The organism is Streptomyces sp. NPDC001056 (assembly GCF_053598955.1).
On the sequence record NZ_JBSFLI010000005.1, the window covers coordinates 153,420 to 173,919 of the forward strand.

A 20,500-nucleotide genomic window follows, 5' to 3' on the forward strand; every position below is an offset into this window, starting at 1 on the left:
TGCGGCTCGCTCCCGATCTCAGCGCGCGTCGGCCACGGGCGTGCGCTGCTCGCCCAGGTCGATCCGGCCGTCCGGGGTGGCGATGGTCGCGTTCACCACATCGCCGTGCCGCAGGTAGTGGGGGTTCTTCGCCTGGCTCTTGAAGAACGCGTTCCACTTCACCGCGGGCGGCAGCAGTGCGCCGATCTTCTCGACCGGCTTGGGCGGTGCCTTGAGGGCCGTGCCGCCGGGCGTGCCGGTCAGCAGCAGGTCCCCGGGGTCGAGGGTCTGGAACCGGGCCAGCAGGGACAGCGCCTGCGCCGGACGGACGATCATGTCGGCGAGGGTGCGGTCCTGACGCGGCTCGCCGTTCACCGACAACCGCAGCCGGAGATCGAGGAGATGGTCGAAGTCCCGCGGTTCCAGCAGGGTCAGGTACGGGCCCGTCGGTGTGAACGTGGGGTACGACTTGCTCTCGTAGAACTGCGTCCTGGTCAGCTGCACGTCACGGGCGCTGACGTCGTTGGTGATCACCAGCCCGGCGACGTACGACGGCAGGTCCCGTTCCTCGACGACGGTGCCGACGGGCAGCGGCGCCCCCATGACCAGACCGAGCTCGATCTCGTAGTCGAGGAACTTCACATGCGACGGCCGGACGATCCTCTCGTGCGGTCCGCTGACGGACCCGGAGGCCTTGCGGAAGAAGGCGGGCGGGATGTCGCCGGTGAAGCCCGAATCGCGGGCGTGACTACGGTAGTTGACCATCTGGGCCACCACTCGGCAGGGCGTGGTCACCGGGGAGAGGGCCGTCAGGCCGGCTACGGGCGTGCCCGTCGCGTCGGAGGCGGCGGCCGCGTCGACGGCGGCCCGGTCGGCCAGCAGCTCGGCGGTGGTGACGGCTTCGGTGTCGACGGGGACGGCGTGTCGGCCGCGGACGACCCACCAGCCATCGACGGTGCGGAGGACGTTGGTGCTCATGTCGGTTGCCTTCGGTACGGGAGGGATCGAGGGGTCAGGAGTTGGCGGCCCTCAGCAAGGCCACCAGGCGCGACGCGTCCATCTCGTTGTCGCCGCGCAGGGCCTGGACGACATCGCGAACACGTTGCGGGGAGGGGCCGGCGCCGAGGAAGTCCCGGGTGGCCGGCGGGCCCCACTGGGCCAGGCCGCTGGTCGACATGGGTGCCCAGCCGGGCTCGACGTCGCAGGAGAACAGGTCGCCGTCGGCGAAGTGCTCCAGCATGAAGTGGTCGGGGTCGCGCCAGTAGTCGAAGAGCTGGCTGCCCTGGATGTGCCGGCCGATGCCCCAGCTGCGCCGGTATCCGCGCTCCTTGAGGTACTCGCCGCCGGCCGCGATCGAGTCCAGGTCGGTGACCTGGTAGGCGGAGTGGACATAGCCGGTGCCCGGTCCCAGGTGCATCGCCAGTGTGTGGTGGTCCACGGCCACGCTGCCCTGGTCGCAGCGGACGAAGGCCATCGTCGGGCCCCGGTCGCGCTGCCCGTCGAGGAACAGGAAGTCGGACACGATCATGCCGAGCGTGTCCAGGTACCAGTCCAGGCTCCGGGCGAACACGCGGGTCTCCAGCACCACATGGCCCAGCCGCTGGATCCGGGACGGCTCGCGCGGAGGCCGTTGCGTGGCGTTGACACGGCGGTGATCCATGCCGAAGTTGAACAGCAGCGGCTGTTGTCCGGGCAGCGCCGGCAACTCCTCGCCGCAGTGCACCACGCGTACCGGGATTCCCGACGGGTCGAGCAGGTCGACCATCCTGCCGCCGCCCGGCACGTCCGCGTCCCGTACGGCCGTGCCGGTGGCCCGGGCCAGCCGGTCCACGTCGGCCCGCTCCGCGGCGCGGAACGCCGGGCCGATGAAGCGGGAGGTCCGGCCGCGCCGGATCACCGTGCAGGGCGAGCCCGCGAAGGTGCCCCGCAGCCACAGCTCCCGCTCCGTGCGGGCCGCGATCCCGAAGCCGAAATCGCGGGCGAAGACCTCCGCACGGTCCAGATCGGGCTTCTCGAACTCCAGCCAGGCCAGGTCGGCGACCTTGATGACAGGGTTCCGCGACCGCCCGGGGTGTTCGCCGCGCAGGGCGCCCTTCGCGCTGTGGAGGTCCTGGTGGGCCGTCCTGACGTCCGTGACGCCGACTGCGTTGACGTGGGTTTCGGACATGGTGTCCTCCAAGCAATATCGCTGTAATGAGGAAATCATCAGCTTTGACACTTCAATCGTCAATGGCCGGGCCCGGGGAAGTGGCGGCTCCATCGGCCGATGCGCTGATCGATTCATCAGAACTGTGACGTAATGGGTCCATGGGTAGACTCGCGTGTATGCCCACGTCAGCCCCGCCCCGCAACCGCTTCGAACGACGCCGCGCCGAGACCCGGCAGGCACTCGTCCGTGCGGCGCGGCAGATACTCGCCGAGACCGGTGACACCAGTGCCAGCATCCAGGCGATCGCCGAGCGTGCCGACGTCGGCTTCGGCTCCTTCTACAACCACTTCGAGTCGAAGACGGAGCTGTTCGACGCGGCGGTGCGGGACGCCCTCGAAGAGTTCGGCCAGACCTTTGACGAGCACCTGCGGGACGTCCGCGACCCGGCGGAACTCGTCGCGGCGGGCTTCCGGCTCAGCGTTCGCCTGTCCGACTCCCGCCCCGAGCTGATGCAGGTGCTGCGCCACCGCGGCCTCGGCTACATCCACTCGGACTCGGGTCTGGCCCCGCGCGCCCTGCGTGACCTGGAGGTCGGCATCGCCTCCGGCCGTTTCACCGTCACCGATCCGATCGCCGCGGTGACCGCCCTGGGCGGCTCCCTGCTGGCGCTGGTCGACCTGCGGTTCTCCCGGCCCGAGCTCGACGGCGACGAGGCCGCGTCCAGCCTGGCCGAGATGCTGCTGCGCATGCTGGGCGTCCCGCCCGAGGACGCCCGCGACGTCGCCCGGCGTCCCCTGCCCGACCTCGACTGACCGGCACTCGGATTCCCGCCGACCGGAGCCGGCGGGAATCATCGCGCGCCGTACGCACCGAACTCGTGCCGCTCCGGCGCACGGTCCAAGCCGCCCGTCGTGAAGTGGTTCGCCGACGGACGGCTCGACGCCTCGTTCCACCGCGCCGATCGGCCTGTCGGGGACGGCCACGGTGACCAGGCGGCCGTCCATGGGGCTGGGGAGCCCGCCGGGGACACAGGCGCACGTGTGACGCGCGAGGAGCGGCACGCCGCGGACCGTCCCGGCCGCGCCTGTCGGGGACGGGACGGCGGGCCGGAAGCCGTGCTCCGCGCTCTTTCCCACCCTGGCGGTGCGAGTCGCAGACCGGGCGGCCGGCGCCCATCATGGAGAGGGCGCACGGCTGTGGGACTTCACCCACGCGGAGGTGAGCCGCATGATCTGCCCGTACGGCACGGGTCCGGCAGCCTGCTGGAGCGGGCCTGCCCCTGGAACGAGCCGGTCGCCGCCGAGTCGGATCGATCCTTCGAGCGAACGAACCGGTTCCCGGAGTCCGCCCGCCCCGTCCTGGACCGAACGAGAGCGGAAAGGTGACACGAGGTGATGCGACGTCCGCCACGCCCGGGAGAAGGTGTCCGGGCGTCGTGACCGACCTCGGGCCCGGACGGTCGCCACGCGGTCATCGCGGTGTTCCGCACACCGGCGACCTGTGTGTCGAGGCGTGGGCGCCCACGCGCGAGGAGTGCATCGCCGAGGCGGCGCGGGGCATGCTCGGCAGTTTCGCCGATGTGCCTGTGGACGTCTCCTGGGTCGCCCGGGAGTGCGTGGTGGCGGCCGACGACGACGGTCGGCTCCTGGCCGCCGTACTGGAGGAGATCATCTACCGCATGGACGCCGCGGACGAGCTGCCCGCGGACATCGCGGTGACACCGGAGCCGGGCGGCGTACGCGTGAGCTTCAGGATGGCCGACAGCTCGACGGTGACGCAGACCGGGGCCGTGCCCAAGGCCGTCGCGCTGCACGGGCTGCGGCTGGCGCGGGACGCGCACGGGTGGGCCTGCCGGGTGACGCTGGACGTGTGAGGTCCGTCCGGGCGCCCGGCGCCGCGAAGGCTGGCCGAGGAGGCCGAACCGACATGGACATCCGGCTGGTGGCGGAAGGGCCCTGGCGGTTCCGTATCGAACCGACCGGCGCCATGCGCGTACCCGGAATCGTCCTGGCCCCACGGGACCTGCTGCCGGACGAGCCGGGTGACCAGGCTCTTCAGCAGGTGGCCAACGTGGCCACGCTGCCGGGCATCGTCCGCGCCTCGTACGCCATGCCCGACATCCACTGGGGATACGGCTTCCCGATCGGCGGCGTGGCCGCGACCGACGTCGCCCACGGCGGGGTCATCTCGCCCGGAGGGGTGGGCTTCGACATCTCCTGCGGGGTGCGCCTGCTCACCGCGCATGTGGACCGCGCCGCCCTGCTGCCGAAGCTGCCCGTCCTGATGGACCGGCTGGACACGCTGATACCGCGCGGGCTCGGTCGCGGCGGTCTGTGGTACCTGGCCGACCGGACGCAGCTGTACGAGGTCCTGCGCGGCGGCGCCCGCTACGCGGTCGAGCAGGGCCACGGGGTGCCGCGGGACCTGGACCGGTGCGAGGACGGCGGAGCCGTCAGCGACGCCGACGTCACCCAGGTCGGCGAACGCGCGTTGGAGCGCGGCGCCGGGCAGGTCGGCAGCCTGGGGTCGGCCAACCACTTCCTGGAAGTCCAGGCGGTCGACGCCGTCTACGACGAGACGTACGCACGGGCGTTCGGCCTGCGCCCCGGCCTGGTGTGCGTCATGATCCACTGTGGCTCGCGGGGACTGGGCCACCAGATCTGCTCCGACCACGTACGGGCCATGGACGCCGTGATGCGCCGCTACGGCATCGACGTACCCGACCCGCAACTCGCCTGCGCCCCTGTCGACTCGCCCGAGGGCCGCGCCTACCTGGGCGCCATGGCCGCCGCCGCGAACTTCGCACGCGCCAACCGCCAGCTGCTGGCCGATGCCGCCCGCAGCGTCTTCCGCGAGGCCACCGGCACGGGGCTCGACCTGCTCTACGACGTCTCGCACAACCTTGCCAAACTGGAACGCCACATCGATGGCGGCGCCGCCCGGCCGCTGCTGTGCGTCCACCGCAAGGGCGCCACCCGGGCCCTGCCGCCGGGCCACCCCGACCTGCCGGACACGCTCCGCCCCTTCGGCCAGCCGGTGTTCGTGCCCGGCACGATGGGCACCGCCTCCTACGTCATGACCGGTACCACCGGCAACCGCGCCTTCGACTCGTGCTGCCACGGCGCGGGCCGCGTCTGGAGCCGGCACCGAGCTCACCGCGAGACGTCCTCCCGGCAACTGCGCCGGGAACTGGCCGGTGCGGGGGTCGCGGTGCGCCCCGCCTCCTGGCGCAGCGTCACCGAGGAGGCACCCGAGGCGTACAAGGACGTCGACGCCGTGGTCCGGGCAAGCGAACACAACGACCTGGGCCGCCTTGTCGCCCGCCTGGTGCCGCTGGGCGTCCTCAAAGGCTAGAGGGGGCCGGAGCGACCCGAACCGGCCCCGCGAGCACGCTCAGGCGCGCGTCAGCAGAGCGTCCAGGGGCTCGCTGCGGTGCAGGCGGTCGATGGCGTCGGCGAGCAGCGGGGCCACCGACCGCACCTGGAGCGGAAGCCCTCGCGCCTGTTCGGCAGCGAGGGTGTCGGTGATGAGCAGGCGCCGGACAGCAGGGTGCCCGAGTCTGGCCTGCGCGGCTCCCACCAGGAGGCCGTGGGTGGCAGCCACGGTGATGTCGGGAGCGGCCCCGCGGTCGAGCAGGAGCCGCACGGCCGCCTCGACCGTCCCGCCCGTGCTGATCATGTCGTCCACGACCACCGCGGGCCGTCCTGCGACGTCGCCGACCAGCTCCTCGGCTCGCACACTCGTGCCTGACACGCGGGTCTTGCGCACCACGACGACCGGTCGCCCCAGTCGTCCGGCGTAGTGCTCGGCCAGTCTGACCGCTCCCAGATCCGGTGACACCACCACGGCGGTGTCGGGGATCTCCCGTGCGAGTGCCTCGGCGATCACCGGCACCGCCGTCAGCATGTCCACCGGAATCCCGCACATCGCCTCCAGCGCGGTGGTGTGCGGGTCGACGACGAGCAGCCGGTGCGCACCGGCCGTCGCCAGTGCCTCGGCGACCACCCGTGCCCCCACGGGCTGCCCCTCCCGGGTACGGCGGTCCTGCCGGGCGTAGCCGAAGTAGGGCACCACCGCGGTGATCCGGTCGGCACCGCCCCTGCGGCATGCGTCGAGGAGCAGGAACAGCTCGATCAGGTGCTCGCTCACGTGAGGCCCGGTCGGCTGGACCACGTACACGTCGCCGCCGCGCACCTGCCCGACGACGGGCCGTACCTCTCCGTCGGGGAAGCGGGTCGACTCACACTCCACCGGCACGGCGCCCAGGGCCGTCGCGATGGCGTCGGCCAGCGCCCTGTGAGCCGTACCCGCCACGACACGAACGCCCATGGTGATCCTCCCGAACCGGCCGGGCCGACCGGGATCAGCCGGTCGACAGGCATCGCATGCCCCTGCCTCAGGGACACGGCGGAGACGGTCACCGGTGACCGGGCCTTCCTGGCACCGGCAAGCGGCGCGGTCATTCGCGCGGGACGATGGCCACCGGGCACTGGGCATGCTGCAGAACCGCGTGCGCGACCCGGCCCACAGCACGGCCCAGGTGGTGCGCGGGCCTGCGGGCGCCCAGCACGACGAGATCCGTGTGCGAGGACGCCGCGACCAGTTCACCGGCCGGCGACGGGGCCCTCGCCACCTCTTCGGTCACCCTGAGATCCGGGAACTCCTCCTGGACGGAGCCCAGGACGCGGGTGCTCGCCGCGGCCTCCGCCTCCACGGTCTTGCGCACCTCGTCGGCCAGGGGCACCATGCTCCCGACGTACTGGACGTAGGACCACGCGCTCAGCAGCCGCAAGGCAGCCTTCCGCCGCCTGGCGGCCTGTCCGGCGAAGCGCACCGCCCCGAGGTCCTTCTCGTCCCGTACGCCCACCACGACCACCCTGCTCGGCGGCCGCTCCGGACCCCGCACGACGACGACCGGACAGCTCGCCCGCCCGGCCACCGCCAGACTGACCGACCCCAGCAGAAGCGTGGAGAAGCCGCCCGCTCCCCTCGAACCGACGACGATCGTCGCCCTGGCGCCCTCCGCCCGCAGCGCCACCGCCGCGGCCGCCCGCAGCAGGCTGTCCGCCGCGGGTTCCTGGCCGACCTCCGTGGTGACCACCAGGCCGGGCGCCCCGTCGGAGGCGGCGGCCGCCGCCTCGGCCGCCAGCGACAGGGCGGCCTCGCGGACGCGCGAGGCGGTTTCGGCGGACAGGCGCCGCGCCAGGTCGAGGTCGACGGCGCACACGATGTGCAGGGGCTGATGCCGGAGAGCGGCCTCCCGCGCCGCCCACAGCACCGCACGCGCTGCCCCCGCCGAGCCGTCCGTCCCCACCACCACCGGTCCCTCAGACATGTCCGACCAGCTTTCCCCAGTACCAGGCGGAACGCGCGGCAGCCCCCGACGGGCGACGGCCGGTCACGACGGCACCCCCGGATCGGTGTACCGCAGCAGCGCCCCGACCCCGTCCTCCAGGGGCATTTCCGCCCCGACCACCAGCTCGGCCCCGGTGCGGACCAGTGCGCGGATCAAGGCCGCGCCCGGTGATTCCTCCTGGAAGCCGAGGACGCCGAAGGACTCCAGGTCGGCGGACGACAGGGCGATCTGCGTCGGCTCCGCGCCCGCCCACAGCCGCGAGGGCGGATCGGCGGGCGTGTTGAGCAGCAACGCGCCCGCCTGGGCGCGCTGCAACGCGGCCACGACCGAGGGCATGCCCTCGACCGCTTCGGCGTGCCGGGTCCGCCGCGCCCGGAACGTCTCCACCCGAGCCTGGTCCCGCTCGCTCATCCGGCCCCGGAAGACCTCGGTCAGCTCCTGCTCCAGCAGCGCCCGGCCCGCACCGGCCCGGTGGCCGTCACCCCCGACCGTGACCACGCGTTCGCGCAGGGGGCCGGACATACGGCTCGCCAGGACGTCGAGCGCCCATTCCTCCCCGCTCAGCACGATCGCCTCGGCATGGGTGCGGTGGACCGGCTCCGCCAACTCGGCGGCCACCTCGGCGGCACTGTGCGGCCACCGGGCCGCGGGACCACTCCGGTGGTGACACGTTCCGGGTGCGACCGTGCTGCTCGGCCACCTCCCGGTCTGGATGTCCACCTCCAGTTCCTCCGGCGCGCCGGTCTCGGGGTGGGCGACGCGGCGCACGGTGACGGCCGCATACGGGATGTCCGGCGCGTGCTGGACCGCGAGCGGCATCACGTCGGGCAACGCGCTGAACCGGGCCGCGTCGTGCGCGAGCGGGGCGGGCAGCTCCTCCACCAGGGTCAGTCGGCCGTGGCTCGCGAAGATGGCCTGCCCATGACGCCCGGAGACCTCCCGGTCCGAGCCCGCCGTATCGGAGACAACGGCCACGGTGGCCCTGTCGGCCCCCTGCTGTGCCAGATCCTCACGCAGATGCCTGCGGCGCAGCCTGATCGCCGCCTCCGGGTCACGGACGTCACGTGAGGTGTCCAGGTAGGCGCAGGCATAGGGCCCCGGTCGTGCGTACACGGGATCGAGAAAGGTCAGCTCCACGGTCGCTCCTCATCACGATGGCCGGCCGAGCCGCCCCGAACGGTTCCTCCTCCACCTCCCGGCCACCGCTCGCGCGTTACCGAAGCCTCCGCTCCCTCCAGTAGACCTCCGGGCCACCGACTGTGCGCGCCGGACGGCGCCCGCGTCGCCTCAGGGGAAGGCCGAGCCACGCGGTTCGCGGACCGAAGGCCGCGATCAGTGCCTCACCGTCCCTGGCCGGGATTCATCAGCCAGGTCACCGTACGGCTGACGTCCGACAGCGACAGGATCCCGACGAGTCCGCCCTCGTCCAGCACCAGGACGCGATGCTCGGCGCCGGGCTCCATGCGGGGCAGCAGGTCCGCCAGTGAGTCGTCCGGACCCGCGACGGTGGTCCGCGACAGCGGCACCATCACCTCGCCCACCGTCACCGTCCCCCGCTCCTCGGGCATCACCTGCCTGGCGCCGTCCAGCGTCACCAGCCCGGCCGGTGCCCCGCCCTCACCGGTCACCGGGAACGCCGAATGCCGGTACCGGTACCGCGGGTCGGCCAGCATGTCCGCGACCGGCAGGACCGCGGGCACCGTCAGCGGGTCCCTTGTCATGGCGTCCCGCACGGGGACACCGGCAAGCACGCCGCGCAGCTGCGCCTGCCGTCCCTCGGCGGTGGCGGCCGCGATGAGGAACCAGCCGATCAGGGCCAGCCAGAGCCCGCCGAACCCGCCGCCCCTCATGAACACCACAAGTCCCAGCGCGACGAGCACCCAGCCGAGGCCACGTCCGGCCGCGGTGGCCCCGGCGGTCGCCCGCAGCCGGTCTCCCGTACGCCACCACAGGAAGGCCCGCAACAGCCGCCCGCCGTCGAGCGGAGCGGCGGGAAGGGCGTTGAAGACGGCGAGCAGGAGGTTGATGCCCGCGAGCCAGGCCGTCACCTCGACCAGGAGCCTGGGGGCGGACACCAGGGCGAGCAGCCAGGTGCCCAGCAGGAAGAGCCCGCCCAGCAGAAGGCTGACCAAGGGGCCGACACCCGCGATCCGCAGCTCCGCCGCGGGGCTCGACGCCTCCGACTTCAGCCGGGCCACCCCACCCAGCAACCAGAGCACGATGTCGTCCACGGCCACCCCGTTGTGCCGCGCCACCACCGCGTGCGCCACCTCGTGGGCGAGCAGAGAGGCGAAGAAGACCACGGCAGCCCCCAGGCCCGCCGCCCAGTACAGCACCAGGGCATGGCCCGGATACACCTGGGGGAGACGGCCCTGCGCGAGGCCGAACGCGATGATGCCGAAGATGAACAGCACGCTCCAGTGGACCCCGATCCGGACCCCCGCGATCCGCCCCAGCGTAAAGGTCGCACGCACAGCGTCTCTCCCCTGCTCGAACGGGATTCCCGTGTGAGTGGTGCAGGTCCGCGGACAAGCCCTCCGCGCGAAAAGGGCGGGAACATCACCCTTTGCTCCATCCATCCTCGCCCAGGAAGGCCCGACCCGAGCCCCCGCACCGGCTGCGTCGTCAGCGGCCGGCAGGGCGGCAGGCCCCGAGCGAGCCGTTCGGCAGCCGCCGGAACGACACCTCCGGCATAAGGTGATCACGGTGCTCGCCGCTGCGGCGGGGACGAGCGCCACTCCTGGTCGTCGCCGCACTGGGGTGTCATGCTCAGTCGCATCGCAGGTGCTGTGGTGCCCGTCCTCGGCCGTCTGGACGTCACCACGGACGCGGGTGCCGCGCCGAGCGCCGGCAGCATCATCATCGCCAACCACACCTCCCTCGGTGATCCGGCGGTCGTCCTCGCCGCGTTGCGCCGCCTCGGCACCGAACCCGTCGTCCTGGCGGCCGCGGGGCTGTGGCGCATCCCGCTGCTCGGCCGTGCCCTCACGCGGGAGGGACACATCCCCGTTCACCGTCACGACCCGCGGGCCGCGCAGGCGCTCCGGAGTGCCCAGGCCGCACTGGCCGCGGGCCGGTCCGTCCTGCTCTACCCGGAAGGCGGCCTCCCGCACCGCCGCGGCGCCCGCGAGGCTCCGCCCCGCCCGTTCCATCCGGGCGTCTTCCAGCTCGCGCGCCGCAGCGGCGCCCAGGTCGTGCCCCTCGGGCAGGCGGGAGCCCGGGCCCTGGCGTCGGGCAGCTCCGTCGAGCAGGTGGCCAGGGTGCTCACGGCTCCGCTGCGCCGGCCGAGGCTGTACGTGCATGTCGGCGCGCCCCTGCGTCTCGACGGTGAACAGGAGCAGGCGCGGGCTCTCTGCCTGGCGCGCAGTGCGCTGACCCGGGCCTGGCTCACCGCGGCCCGACGACTCGGCACGCCGATCGTCCCTGTCGCGTCCTGAAGGCAGCTGCTCAGCCGCCGGACGCGGGGTCGGCGTAGCGCAGCAGTACGCCCACGCCCTCGCTCAGCCAGAGCTCCTGCTCGGGCACCACGACCAGTTCGGCTCTCGTGCCGACGAGGGCGCGGGCCAGGGCGGTGTCGGCCCGTTCCTCGCTGGTCTCCCGGATGCCGTAGGAGCGCAGTTCCTGTTCGGTGAGGGCGAGTTGGCCGGGCTCCGGGCCGATCCACAGGCGGAACGGTGACTCGGGGTGGTTGTTGAGGAAAAGAGCCTTGACCCTGCCGCGTTGCAGCGCCGACACGGAGGGCGCAAGGCCCTCCGCGAACGCCCCGTCGCGGGCGCGCTCGGCGAGGAAGGCGTCCAGCAGTGTCCGGTCGTGCGCGGCCATGCGCCCGTGGAAGAGGCTTTCGAGCCGCCGCTCCAGCAGGGCCCGTCCGGGCTCGGACTCGCCGGCGTCCTCCACCGTGGTGACCTGCCGGCGCAGTGAGGCCGGCAGCCGGTGGACGAGGATGCCGCGGGCCCAGACGTCCCCGGCGACTACCACCGTCTCGACGTCGATGCGCCGCGCGTGACCTTCCAGCTCCCGGCCGACCTCTCCGGCGGCGCGGGGCCAGTCGGCCACCGGGATCTCCTCGTCCAGCCGGTGGCCCGGCGTGACCTTGGTCAGCGGCCAGGTGCCTGCCTCGGCCTCGATCCGCACGCTGCCGGTGGCGTCCGTCGAGTGACGGCCGCTGTAATGCACGTGCACCGCCAGGTACGGGATGCCGGGCGCGTGCTGGACGATGAGCGGCATGGTGTCCGGCAGGGTCCCGAAGTGCGCGGTGTCCCGCGCGGGCGGCGCGGGCAACTCGTCCAGCAGGGCCATGTGCCCCTGGGCGGTGAACACGGCCTGGCCATGAGTGCCGGGGACTTCCGTGTCACTGCCCACGGTGCCCGCCAGCACGGCGAGGGAGTCCCGGTCCGCCCCCTCGCTCGTCAGCGCGTCCTGAAGACGGCGCCAGCGCAGTCGTATGGCGGAATCGGGGTCCTCGATGGCGGCGTCACGGGACGTGTCCAGGTAGACGGACGCGAACGGACCCGACTGCTTGTAGAGAGGTTCCAGGAAGGAAAGTTTCATGACCACTCCCGAGAGGGCTGTCGGCGCCACTTCCAACTCCAGGATGCGCCTGCCTCACGAACCGTGACGCTCGCCGCACGAGCCGTGGGGCGTCGGTCACCGACCTTGTTCCCCGACCCGATGGCCGGCCGGAGGTGCCCGAACGGCCCCTTCTGCGCCAACCGGCTCCCCGAGGCAGTCTGAACGAAGACAGGGAACGACGGCAGGGAGCGAGGTGGGCCACGATGAAGGCGCATGAAGGTGACGTGCTGAGGTTTACCGGCAGGGCCGTGGGATCCCCCGAACACCACGCCACCGTCCTGAAAGTGCTCGGCCAGAACGGCGAACCGCCCTATCGGGTGCGCTACGAAGACGGTCACGAGACGGAGATCTTTCCCGGCCCGGGATGCGTGATCGAAACCCGGCCGGCACACGCCGCTTCGTTCGGACAACCACACCGGGACAGGCGGTGACCGGACCACTCCACCGAGTTCCGCCGGGCAAGGAGGCCGCATGTACTTCGCGGATCGTCGGGATGCCGGCCGACAGTTGGCCGCCCGGCTGAAGCATCTCAAGGCTTCCGGCGTCGTGGTGCTGGGGCTGCCCCGCGGAGGGGTCCCGGTCGCCGCGGAGGTCGCCCACGTCCTGGGCGCGCCGATGGACGTCTGCCTGGTGCGCAAACTCGGTGTTCCGTTCCAGCCGGAGCTGGGCATGGGGGCCATCGGCGAAGGCGGCGTCCGTGTGATCAACGACGAGGTGGTACGCGCCAACCGTGTCCCCCCGGACGCGCTGGCCGAGGTCGAAGCGCGGGAGCGGGAGGTGCTGGAGAGCCGTGCCCGGCACTACCGGGGCGGCCGGGAGCCGCTCGCGCTCGAAGGCCGCACGGTGCTGGTGGTCGATGACGGGGTGGCCACGGGTTCGACGGCGCGCGCGGCCTGCCGGATCGCCCGCGCCCGCGGGGCCGCGCGGGTCGTGCTCGCGGTTCCCGTCGCACCGCATGACTGGGCCGCGCGGCTGGGCGCGGACGCCGACGATCTGGTGTGCCTGCACACCCCCTGGCACTTCTATGCGATCGGTCAGTTCTACGCCGACTTCTCCCAGACCGACGACGACGAGGTCGTCGCCTGCTTGGAGGAGGCGCTCGCCCGCCCGGTGAGCATTCACCGGGCTCCGCCGGGTCATGCCCTGCCCGAGGACCGGGACGCCGATGTGCGAGCGGGTCCGCTGGTACTGCGGGGGCAGCTCACGGTCCCCGCAGACGCGCTCGGGATCGTGGTGTTCGCGCACGGCAGCGGCAGCAGCCGCCACAGCCCGCGCAACCGGTTCGTCGCCGCCGGACTGAGCCGGGCCGGGCTGGGCACCCTGCTGTTCGACCTCCTCACCGAGGCGGAGGAGAAGGACCGGGCCAACGTCTTCGACACGGACCTGCTCGCCCGCCGGCTCACGGACGCCACCGGCTGGCTGCGCGAGCAGCCCGAGGCCCGGGGGCTGGCCATCGGATACTTCGGCGCGAGCACCGGCGCTGCCGCCGCGCTCTGGGCCGCCGCCGAGCCGCGGGCGCGGATCGCCGCGGTCGTCTCCTGCGGTGGCAGGCCCGATCTCGCCGGACCACGGCTGCCGGAGGTGACGGCGCCCACGCTGCTGATCGTCGGGGGCCACGACGAGTCGGTGCTCGACCTGAACCGTGACGCCCAGGCCCGGCTGCGTTGCGAGAACAAGCTTGAGGTCGTCCCCGGGGCCACCCACCTCTTCGAGGAACCCGGAACCCTTGAGAAGGTCACCGAACTGGCCCGTGACTGGTTCACCGGCCACATGGCCCCGGCCGCCCACACGGCCGCTCGACGCTGAACGTCCCGCATGGGCACGGCCGTTCCCTGCGACGGGCCGCTATGCGACGGGAGAGATCAACCCGTAATGGCCGTCGTAGCGGTGATACAGGACGTTTCCCCGCCCGGTGGTGGCGTCGGCGAAGAACACGAACGGGAACCCGGTGAGATCCAGCCGCTGTTTCGCCTCGGCCACGCTCATCCGGGGAGCGGGAAGCTCGCTCAGGGTCAGCGGCACGGCCGCGGGGCCGGCCGGCTCGGGGTGCGGGTGCACCTGCGCGAGACGGTAGCCCGTCGGGCCCGCCCGGTACAGGACGCTGTCCTCTCCGGTGCCCATGTCGGTGAAGAGGTGGAAGTCGTAGTCCATCGACTCCAGTTCGAAGGCCGCCTCGTCGGGCGACTCCAGGGCCAGTGAATAGGACTTGTGCCGTACGACCTGCCGATCCTCGGCCGGGCGCGGGAAGTAGTCGGGACGGTGGGTCGGCTCACTGCCATGCCGCCACTCGTGCGGGTCCGGCACCGGCGTCTTGCCTCGCCGGGCCTCCCAGTGCTCCTCCAGCCGCTTCAGCCGCACGGCCAGCCGGTCCTGCAACCGGTCGACGGCCTCGTGCATCGCCGTGGCCGCGACGTGCGCCCGGACCGGACGCCCGTTGACGTCCAGGTTGGCCTGGGCGATCGCCGGCCGCTCCACGGCGGGGTTGGCCATGTGAGTCAGTTTGACGCGGGCGTACAGAACCGGTTCCCGTGTCCGGCCGGTGAGCGCCCCTACCTTCTCCCGCGCGTACTCGACGGCTCCCGGCGGCATCTGCCCCTGGGTCTCCACCTGGATCTCGGGAGCCAGCTGTGGTGCCGATCGCTTCATGGCAGCCTCCTTGCGCCATATGTGCCACCTTCCACACTTGCGCTCATTTCGCCCGTCCGCACGGCCGACGTGGCCGTCCCCGCTCGGTCAGCCTCCCCGCCCCTGCCCTTCGCGTCCGCCTCGGCCCGCCCGATCCCCAGCTCCCGGCCGGCGTTCCCCGGAAGTGGTTGCCCCCTCCCACGACCACGGCGATCCGCACACCCAGGTCGTGCACCGAGGCGACCTCGTCCACCATCCGCCCCAGACAGACCGGCTCGGTGCCGACCGCGGCCGACCCGCGTCGACGCACCTCGCGCGTCGGGTCGAAGACCCCCGCGGCCTGACGCACGGCCTCGCGGCACCGTGCGGTCGTGCGGCTGCCAACCGTCCCGGCCCGCCCTAGCATGGAGTTCTGGGCAGGGAGAACCGGAAACGGGAACCACCGGGGCACAAGGATGCCCATGGGGGCGCCCCGGTCCGTGCTGCAACCCCCGCCCCCAGCCGATGGACTGGAAGGGATCACCCATGCCCCCCACACATCCACCCGACTTCGAGCACGCCATCCACAGCGCGAACATCTGGCTCAAAGGGGTGTCGGAAGCCCTGGGGACGGAGGACCGCCACCTCGCCCACCGGATCCTGCGTGCCTGGCTGCACACCTTCCGTGACAGGCTGACCGTCGATGTGGCCGCCCACTTCGCCGCGCAGCTGCCCGAGTTGATACGGGGTGTCTACTACGACGGCTGGGACCCCAGTGTCGTGCCGGTCAAGTACGACCGCGCGGGATACACGGACCGCTTCGTCCAGGCGGCCAAGGTCAACGCCGAGGACGTCCCCCGGATCGCCGCCGCGGTCACCGGCGTCGTTCGCGCGCACGTCTCCCCCGGACACCTGGAAGCAGCACTGGAACAACTTCCTCACGACATCCGCGCTCTGCTCCTCCAGCCGACCGTCTGACGTCGAGGACCACCGCCTCGTAGGCATGATCGGTGAGGCGGGCGTCGCGCGCCGACGGAGTTCCAGCAGCTCTCCGTGGACCGGCGGCCGCGGCCTCCTGGGCCGGCCGCACGCCGCGTGCGCCCGCCGATCGCCTCCGCGCCTCCCGCGACCGCTGCCGAGCCCGGGGCAGAAACCACCCAGGCCCTTTTGGTCGAGACCGTTGACCCCGCGGACGCGAATTGGTTGAGTGGCTCATCCACTGAGCCACCGGAGGACGGCGTGGAGACACTGCCCCGCGAGACCATCGTCGACGTCCTGGAAAACCGCCTGCGTGAGGACATCCTCACCGGACGGCACCCCACGGGCAGTTACCTGCCGCCCGAGCGCGCGCTCGCCGACGGGTACGGCGTCACCCGCACCACCCTCAAGCACGCCTTCGGCCGTCTGACACAGGCCGGACTGCTGGAGACCCGGCACGGCGTCGGCACCCGCGTACGGGACTATCTGCGCCTGGGCGGCGCCGACTTGCTCCCCATGCTCGTACGGCACAGCCCGGACTGGATCAGTGAGGTCTTCGAAGTGCGGTGCAGTATCGGCGCGTTGATCGCCGAGCGCGCCGCGGCCCGTGCGTCCGACCGGCAGCGAGCCGAGCTGCGCGCACTTCTGACGGCCGTGGGGGACGCGGCGGACCCCGATGCCGTACAGCTCGCGGACGTCGAGGTCCACAAGGCGCTCGCCCGCGCCACCGGTAACCGCGTCTACGTCCTGCTGACCAACACGCTCTTCAACGCCTATCTGCCGATGCGCGCCGCGCTCAGGGGCCCGTTCATGGACGCGGAGGTGGCCCGCGGGCGCCTGGAGCCGGTGGTGGACGCGGTGGCGGCCGGCGACGAGACGGGGGCCCGGCGGGCGGCCGAGCGGTATCTGACGGAGACCGAGCGGATCATGCTGGACGGTCTCGCATGAGCGCGGCGAGGGCCGCACGCACGGCCACGCGCACCGGCGCGCCCGCTCGTGGAACCACGTTCCGAGAGACGATGCTCGGCACGCTGCGACTCGACGGCGAGGACCGCACCCGCCGGGTCCGCCTCGACCTCACGGTCTCCGCCGGCCACGTCCTGCGGCTCCTCGGTACGACCGAGGCGCGTGCCAACGGCCGGATACGCATCGCGGGCATGGTCGACGACCCTTACGCCGAGGGCGAGTTGGAGATCTCGCCGCTCGCGCGTCGCCGTATCCGCTACCGCGTCACCTTCACCGCCGACGGCCGCAGGTTCACGCTCGACGGCTGGAAGTCCGTCACCCCGCGCAGGCCCGTGTCCTCGATGACCGTGCTGGCGTACACCCTCCACGAGGACGGTGCACGGATCGGCACCGGCACCCTTCGCTTCCCTCTTGGCACACAACTGCCCCTCTTCCTCGCGAGTTTCCGCTTCCCGAGGCAGGAGGATCCGGGTGCGTTCCTCGTGCCCCGCTGGCACGGCGAGCCGGGCCGTACCGAGGTCTGGTACACCACCCTCACCGACCCGGCCACCGGCACCGGGCTGTGGCTGCACCACGAACTGACCGCTCCGGCCGACGGATCCGAGCCGTACGCGCACGGCTGGGCCGCGGTGTTCCCCCAGGACGGCCCCGTGCGGCACGCCCGGTTCGGCCCGGCCCCGTGGACGCCCGACGAGTCCGGCTTCAGCGCGGACGGGGTCGCGGTCCGGCCCGGACGCCTGTCCGGAGCGGCCGGGGGCGGCACCCTGAGGTGGGACTTCGCCGAACGGTCCGTCGGCGAGCCGCTGTTCACCTTCCCTCGCTGGTCCTGGCGTCGGCCCCTGCTGCCCGCCGCCCAGATGCTCCCCGCAGCCCGGGCCCTGTACGACGGCACGTTCACCCATGACGACACGACGCTCACGCTCACCGCCGCCCCGGGGGCATCCGCCCGGATCTACGGCCACGGCAACGCCCGACGCTGGGCCTGGCTGCACGCCGATCTCGGCGGGGGAGACGTCCTGGAGATCGTCGCCGCCGTTTCGATGCGCCCGGGCCTGCGCAGACTTCCCCCCTTGGTCTTCCTCCGGCTGTGCCGTCAAGGGCGCAGCTGGCCGCGCCGCCCCGAACGGTCGGCGGCCGGATGGGCCGGAGCGGGGCGTTTTCGCGCGGGGATCGCCCTGCCCACGTGGACGGTCACCGGCCGCACCGGCCTGCGTCGGATCCGGGTCGAGGTCACCCAGCCGGCGGACCGCACCCTCGCCCTCGACTACACCGACCCCGACGGCGGTCACGCGACGTGCCGCAACAGCGAACGCGCCGACGCGCACATCCTGTTGGAGCGATGGTGGTTCGGTGGCTGGCGCACCGAGGCCGAATGGACGCTGGCAGGTACGGCCCATGCGGAGGTGGGCACACGATGAGTCTCACCGGCCTCGTGGCCGCCCTCATCGCCGACGACGGCACCACCGACTGGCCCCGCCGCGTCCCCGCCAGGCTGGAGACCGTCCTCACCACGATGCCCCTCGCCGCCCGGGCCGGCGTACGGGCAGCGGCGCGCGGCGTCGACGCGTACGCCCTGACGCGTACCGGACGCACCCTCAGCGCACTCACCGTGTCCGAGCGGGAGTCCGTGCTGAACGAACTGGCCGCACGGCCCGCACTCCTTCCGCTCCTGGACGTACTCAAGGTGCCCGTCCTGCTGGCGGCCGGAACGGAGCTGATGCTTGAGGGCGGTCCCCCACGGCGCGGCCTCAGGCGCCCGGACCCGCCGCTCGACCTGACACCCGCGCACGCCTGGCCCGCTCGCTCCACCGCCGACGCCGTGGTCATCGGCTCCGGCGCGGGCGGGGCGATGGCCGCGAGGACCCTGGCCCGGGCCGGGCTCGACGTCGTCGTCCTCGAAGAAGGCCACCACCACCCCACCGAGTCGTTCGGCCGGCGCCCGCCCCTGGACCGGTTCACCGAGCTCTACCGGGACGGCGGAGCGACCGTCGCCGTCGGCGGTCCGCCCCTCCTGCTGCCGACGGGGCGAGCCGTGGGCGGCACCACGGTCGTCAACTCCGGCACCTGCTACCGCACTCCGGACCATGTCCTGTCCCGCTGGAGCACGGACTTCGGATTCACCCCCGCCGACGGCTTCGACCAGTACCTGGACGAGGCGGAGCGCACCCTGCGGGTGGCCACCCAACCCCTCGACGTCCTCGGCGACAACGGCCGTATCGCCCTCGAAGGCGCGCGTGAGCTCGGCTGGCGGGCCGCGCCCCTGCGCCGCAACGCGCCCGGCTGCCAGGGTTCTTGTCAGTGCGTGGTGGGCTGTCCGACGGGCGCCAAGCAGAGCGTGCAGCTCTCGGTGCTGCCCGACGCCTGTGCCGCGGGTGCCCGCATCGTCACCGGAGCGCGGGTCGAGCGGATCCTCGTGGACACGGACGAGCCCGGATGGCCGCGCGTGTCAGGGGTGCGTGTCGGCCGGGGGAGCGGCGGGTTCGAGATCCTCGCACCCCTGGTCGTCGTCGCGGCGGGTGCGTTGCAGTCCCCGCCGCTCCTGCGTCGCTCCGGCCTCGGCCGGCATCCTCGCCTCGGCCGCAATCTCAGCGTCCACCCGGCCACGAGCGTCGCCGGACGCTTCGCCGAGCCGGTCACCGCCTGGCAGGGCGTGCTGCAGAGCGTCGGGGTGGAGGAGCACCACGCGCACGGCATCCTGATCGAGGCGACCGCCACCCCGCCCGGCATGGGTTCCTTCATCCTCCCGGGTGTGGGCGGCGAGCTGCGCCGCGAGCTGGAGAGCGCGGGCCACCTCGCCACGCTCGGCGCGATGATCGCCGACCGGCCCTCGGGCCGCGTCCTCGGCCGCGACCGCACGCTGCTCCGCTACGACCTGGACCACCGCGACGCGGGCCGGCTGATACGGGCCGTGCGCGCCATGGGCGAGCTGCTGTTCGCCGCGGGAGCCGAGGAAGTACTCACCGGCATCCCCACCACGCCCCGCGTACGCTGCCTCGCGGAACTCGACACGGTCCTCGCCGGCACGAGCGCGCGCCGCCTTCACCTGTCGGCCTACCATCCCACCGGCACGGTGGCCGCGGGCGCCGACCCGCAGCGCTTCCCGGCCGACCCATGGGGCCGGCTCCGCGGAGTGCACGGCGTGCTGGTCGCAGATGCCTCGGTGCTGCCCAGCTGCCCTCAGGTGAATCCCCAGCTGAGCATCATGGCGGCGGCGCTGGCGCTCGCGGAGGAGGCTGTCCGCGTATGAGGACCGGCAGGGCCGGGGGGACCCGACGGGCCGTTGCCGGTCGTCCCGCAGGTCGACAAGGGCGGGCTGCTTCGGTGGGCAGGCGCCATTACCTGGGCGGTAATCGCGTGGCCGGGCGGGGCGCGGCATGGTGAGGACATCGGGTTCCGGGCCGGCGCACTCTGGCCCGGAGCCCGCTCCGACCGACCTGGATGCCAGGCCACTTCACGGAACGGGAGTCCGACCATGTCGAACCACGCTGCTGCCGTCGCCCGCTACTTCGAGGCGTGGAACGCCACCGGCGCCGAGGCGCTCGCCAAGGCGGTCGCCGCGGCGTGGTCCGAGGACGGTACGTACACCGACCCGCTGGCCGACGCGCGCGGCCACGAGCAGATCGCCGCGGTCATCCGGGCCGTGCACGAGCAGTTCCCGGGCTTCGAGTTCAGGCCGACCGGTGACGTGGACGGCAACCATCACATCGCCCGCTTCGGCTGGGAGCTGGCGTCCACCGCCGACGGCTCCGCGCCGGTCGCCGGCTCGGACGTGATCACGCTGGCCGAGGACGGCCGGATCGTCTCCGTCCTCGGTTTCCTCGACCGGCTCCCCCAGGCATGATTCCGGCCCTCGGACTCGTCTTCCCCGGACCAGGGCGCCACCGTGGTGCGGCGGC

At 72.8% G+C, this 20,500-nt stretch carries 19 protein-coding genes; 11 read left to right on the plus strand and 8 right to left on the minus strand.

Features of this window, described 5'->3' with window-relative positions:
- Positions 1 to 18: 18 nt before the first annotated feature.
- Positions 19 to 957, minus strand: a complete 939-nt coding sequence (locus ACWDD7_RS08490; RefSeq protein ID WP_450456821.1) for a fumarylacetoacetate hydrolase family protein — start codon at positions 955 to 957, stop codon at positions 19 to 21.
- 34 nt (positions 958 to 991) lie between these two features.
- On the minus strand, positions 992 to 2,146 hold the full coding sequence (locus tag ACWDD7_RS08495; protein ID WP_450456822.1) for a VOC family protein: 1,155 nt from the start codon (positions 2,144 to 2,146) through the stop codon (positions 992 to 994).
- 158 nt (positions 2,147 to 2,304) lie between these two features.
- On the opposite strand from ACWDD7_RS08495, the gene ACWDD7_RS08500 reads away from it, so the two are divergent.
- The 3 genes from ACWDD7_RS08500 to ACWDD7_RS08510 all read left to right on the plus strand — a co-directional run bounded on the left by ACWDD7_RS08500 (position 2,305) and on the right by ACWDD7_RS08510 (position 5,482).
- Positions 2,305 to 2,940 carry a TetR/AcrR family transcriptional regulator gene (locus tag ACWDD7_RS08500; RefSeq protein WP_450456823.1) on the plus strand — a complete coding sequence of 212 codons (636 nt, stop codon included), beginning with the start codon at positions 2,305 to 2,307 and terminating at the stop codon, positions 2,938 to 2,940.
- Positions 2,941 to 3,563: 623 nt separating this feature from the next.
- Positions 3,564 to 4,001, plus strand: a complete 438-nt coding sequence (locus ACWDD7_RS08505) for an archease (RefSeq protein WP_351864975.1) — start codon at positions 3,564 to 3,566, stop codon at positions 3,999 to 4,001.
- A gap of 53 nt (positions 4,002 to 4,054) precedes the next feature.
- Positions 4,055 to 5,482, plus strand: a complete 1,428-nt coding sequence (locus ACWDD7_RS08510; RefSeq protein ID WP_351864972.1) for an RtcB family protein — start codon at positions 4,055 to 4,057, stop codon at positions 5,480 to 5,482.
- A 39-nt stretch (positions 5,483 to 5,521) separates the two neighbouring features.
- Here ACWDD7_RS08510 and ACWDD7_RS08515 read toward each other — a convergent pair whose 3' ends face one another.
- From ACWDD7_RS08515 to ACWDD7_RS08530, 4 genes are all read right to left on the minus strand, one after another.
- Positions 5,522 to 6,457, minus strand: a complete 936-nt coding sequence (locus ACWDD7_RS08515; protein ID WP_351864969.1) for a ribose-phosphate diphosphokinase — start codon at positions 6,455 to 6,457, stop codon at positions 5,522 to 5,524.
- A gap of 130 nt (positions 6,458 to 6,587) precedes the next feature.
- Positions 6,588 to 7,463 carry a universal stress protein gene (locus ACWDD7_RS08520; RefSeq protein ID WP_450456824.1) on the minus strand — a complete coding sequence of 292 codons (876 nt, stop codon included), beginning with the start codon at positions 7,461 to 7,463 and terminating at the stop codon, positions 6,588 to 6,590.
- Positions 7,464 to 7,526: 63 nt separating this feature from the next.
- On the minus strand, positions 7,527 to 8,621 hold the full coding sequence (locus ACWDD7_RS08525; RefSeq protein ID WP_450456825.1) for a baeRF2 domain-containing protein: 1,095 nt from the start codon (positions 8,619 to 8,621) through the stop codon (positions 7,527 to 7,529).
- A gap of 203 nt (positions 8,622 to 8,824) precedes the next feature.
- On the minus strand, positions 8,825 to 9,958 hold the full coding sequence (locus ACWDD7_RS08530; RefSeq protein WP_450456826.1) for a site-2 protease family protein: 1,134 nt from the start codon (positions 9,956 to 9,958) through the stop codon (positions 8,825 to 8,827).
- 291 nt (positions 9,959 to 10,249) lie between these two features.
- On the opposite strand from ACWDD7_RS08530, the gene ACWDD7_RS08535 reads away from it, so the two are divergent.
- Entirely contained in the window at positions 10,250 to 10,921 is a 672-nt protein-coding gene (locus ACWDD7_RS08535; protein WP_351864957.1) for a lysophospholipid acyltransferase family protein, read from the plus strand.
- 10 nt (positions 10,922 to 10,931) lie between these two features.
- Here the strand turns inward: ACWDD7_RS08535 and ACWDD7_RS08540 are convergent, their stop codons facing one another.
- Entirely contained in the window at positions 10,932 to 12,035 is a 1,104-nt protein-coding gene (locus ACWDD7_RS08540) for a baeRF2 domain-containing protein (RefSeq protein ID WP_450456827.1), read from the minus strand.
- Positions 12,036 to 12,259: 224 nt separating this feature from the next.
- Between ACWDD7_RS08540 and ACWDD7_RS08545 the strand changes: the two genes are divergently transcribed.
- Together ACWDD7_RS08545 and ACWDD7_RS08550 are read left to right on the plus strand one after the other, a co-directional pair.
- On the plus strand, positions 12,260 to 12,487 hold the full coding sequence (locus tag ACWDD7_RS08545; protein WP_351864951.1) for a DUF1918 domain-containing protein: 228 nt from the start codon (positions 12,260 to 12,262) through the stop codon (positions 12,485 to 12,487).
- A 40-nt stretch (positions 12,488 to 12,527) separates the two neighbouring features.
- On the plus strand, positions 12,528 to 13,862 hold the full coding sequence (locus ACWDD7_RS08550; RefSeq protein ID WP_450456828.1) for a phosphoribosyltransferase family protein: 1,335 nt from the start codon (positions 12,528 to 12,530) through the stop codon (positions 13,860 to 13,862).
- A gap of 39 nt (positions 13,863 to 13,901) precedes the next feature.
- Here ACWDD7_RS08550 and ACWDD7_RS08555 read toward each other — a convergent pair whose 3' ends face one another.
- Complete coding sequence (locus ACWDD7_RS08555) at positions 13,902 to 14,702, minus strand: ribosome hibernation promotion factor (RefSeq protein WP_450456829.1); 801 nt, start codon at positions 14,700 to 14,702, stop codon at positions 13,902 to 13,904.
- A 504-nt stretch (positions 14,703 to 15,206) separates the two neighbouring features.
- Between ACWDD7_RS08555 and ACWDD7_RS08560 the strand changes: the two genes are divergently transcribed.
- The 5 genes from ACWDD7_RS08560 to ACWDD7_RS08580 all read left to right on the plus strand — a co-directional run bounded on the left by ACWDD7_RS08560 (position 15,207) and on the right by ACWDD7_RS08580 (position 20,445).
- Positions 15,207 to 15,638, plus strand: a complete 432-nt coding sequence (locus ACWDD7_RS08560) for a DUF2267 domain-containing protein (protein ID WP_351864943.1) — start codon at positions 15,207 to 15,209, stop codon at positions 15,636 to 15,638.
- A 261-nt stretch (positions 15,639 to 15,899) separates the two neighbouring features.
- The gene (locus ACWDD7_RS08565) at positions 15,900 to 16,586 is read left to right on the plus strand and encodes a FadR/GntR family transcriptional regulator (protein WP_450456830.1); all 687 of its coding nucleotides are present in this window, start codon (positions 15,900 to 15,902) and stop codon (positions 16,584 to 16,586) included.
- 71 nt (positions 16,587 to 16,657) lie between these two features.
- Complete coding sequence (locus tag ACWDD7_RS08570) at positions 16,658 to 18,022, plus strand: hypothetical protein (protein ID WP_450456831.1); 1,365 nt, start codon at positions 16,658 to 16,660, stop codon at positions 18,020 to 18,022.
- On the plus strand, positions 18,019 to 19,851 hold the full coding sequence (locus ACWDD7_RS08575) for a GMC family oxidoreductase N-terminal domain-containing protein (RefSeq protein ID WP_450456832.1): 1,833 nt from the start codon (positions 18,019 to 18,021) through the stop codon (positions 19,849 to 19,851). Before ACWDD7_RS08570 ends, ACWDD7_RS08575 begins: the two co-directional genes overlap by 4 nt.
- Positions 19,852 to 20,076: 225 nt before the next feature.
- Positions 20,077 to 20,445, plus strand: a complete 369-nt coding sequence (locus tag ACWDD7_RS08580) for a nuclear transport factor 2 family protein (protein WP_450456833.1) — start codon at positions 20,077 to 20,079, stop codon at positions 20,443 to 20,445.
- The last annotated feature ends 55 nt before the right edge of the window (positions 20,446 to 20,500 follow it).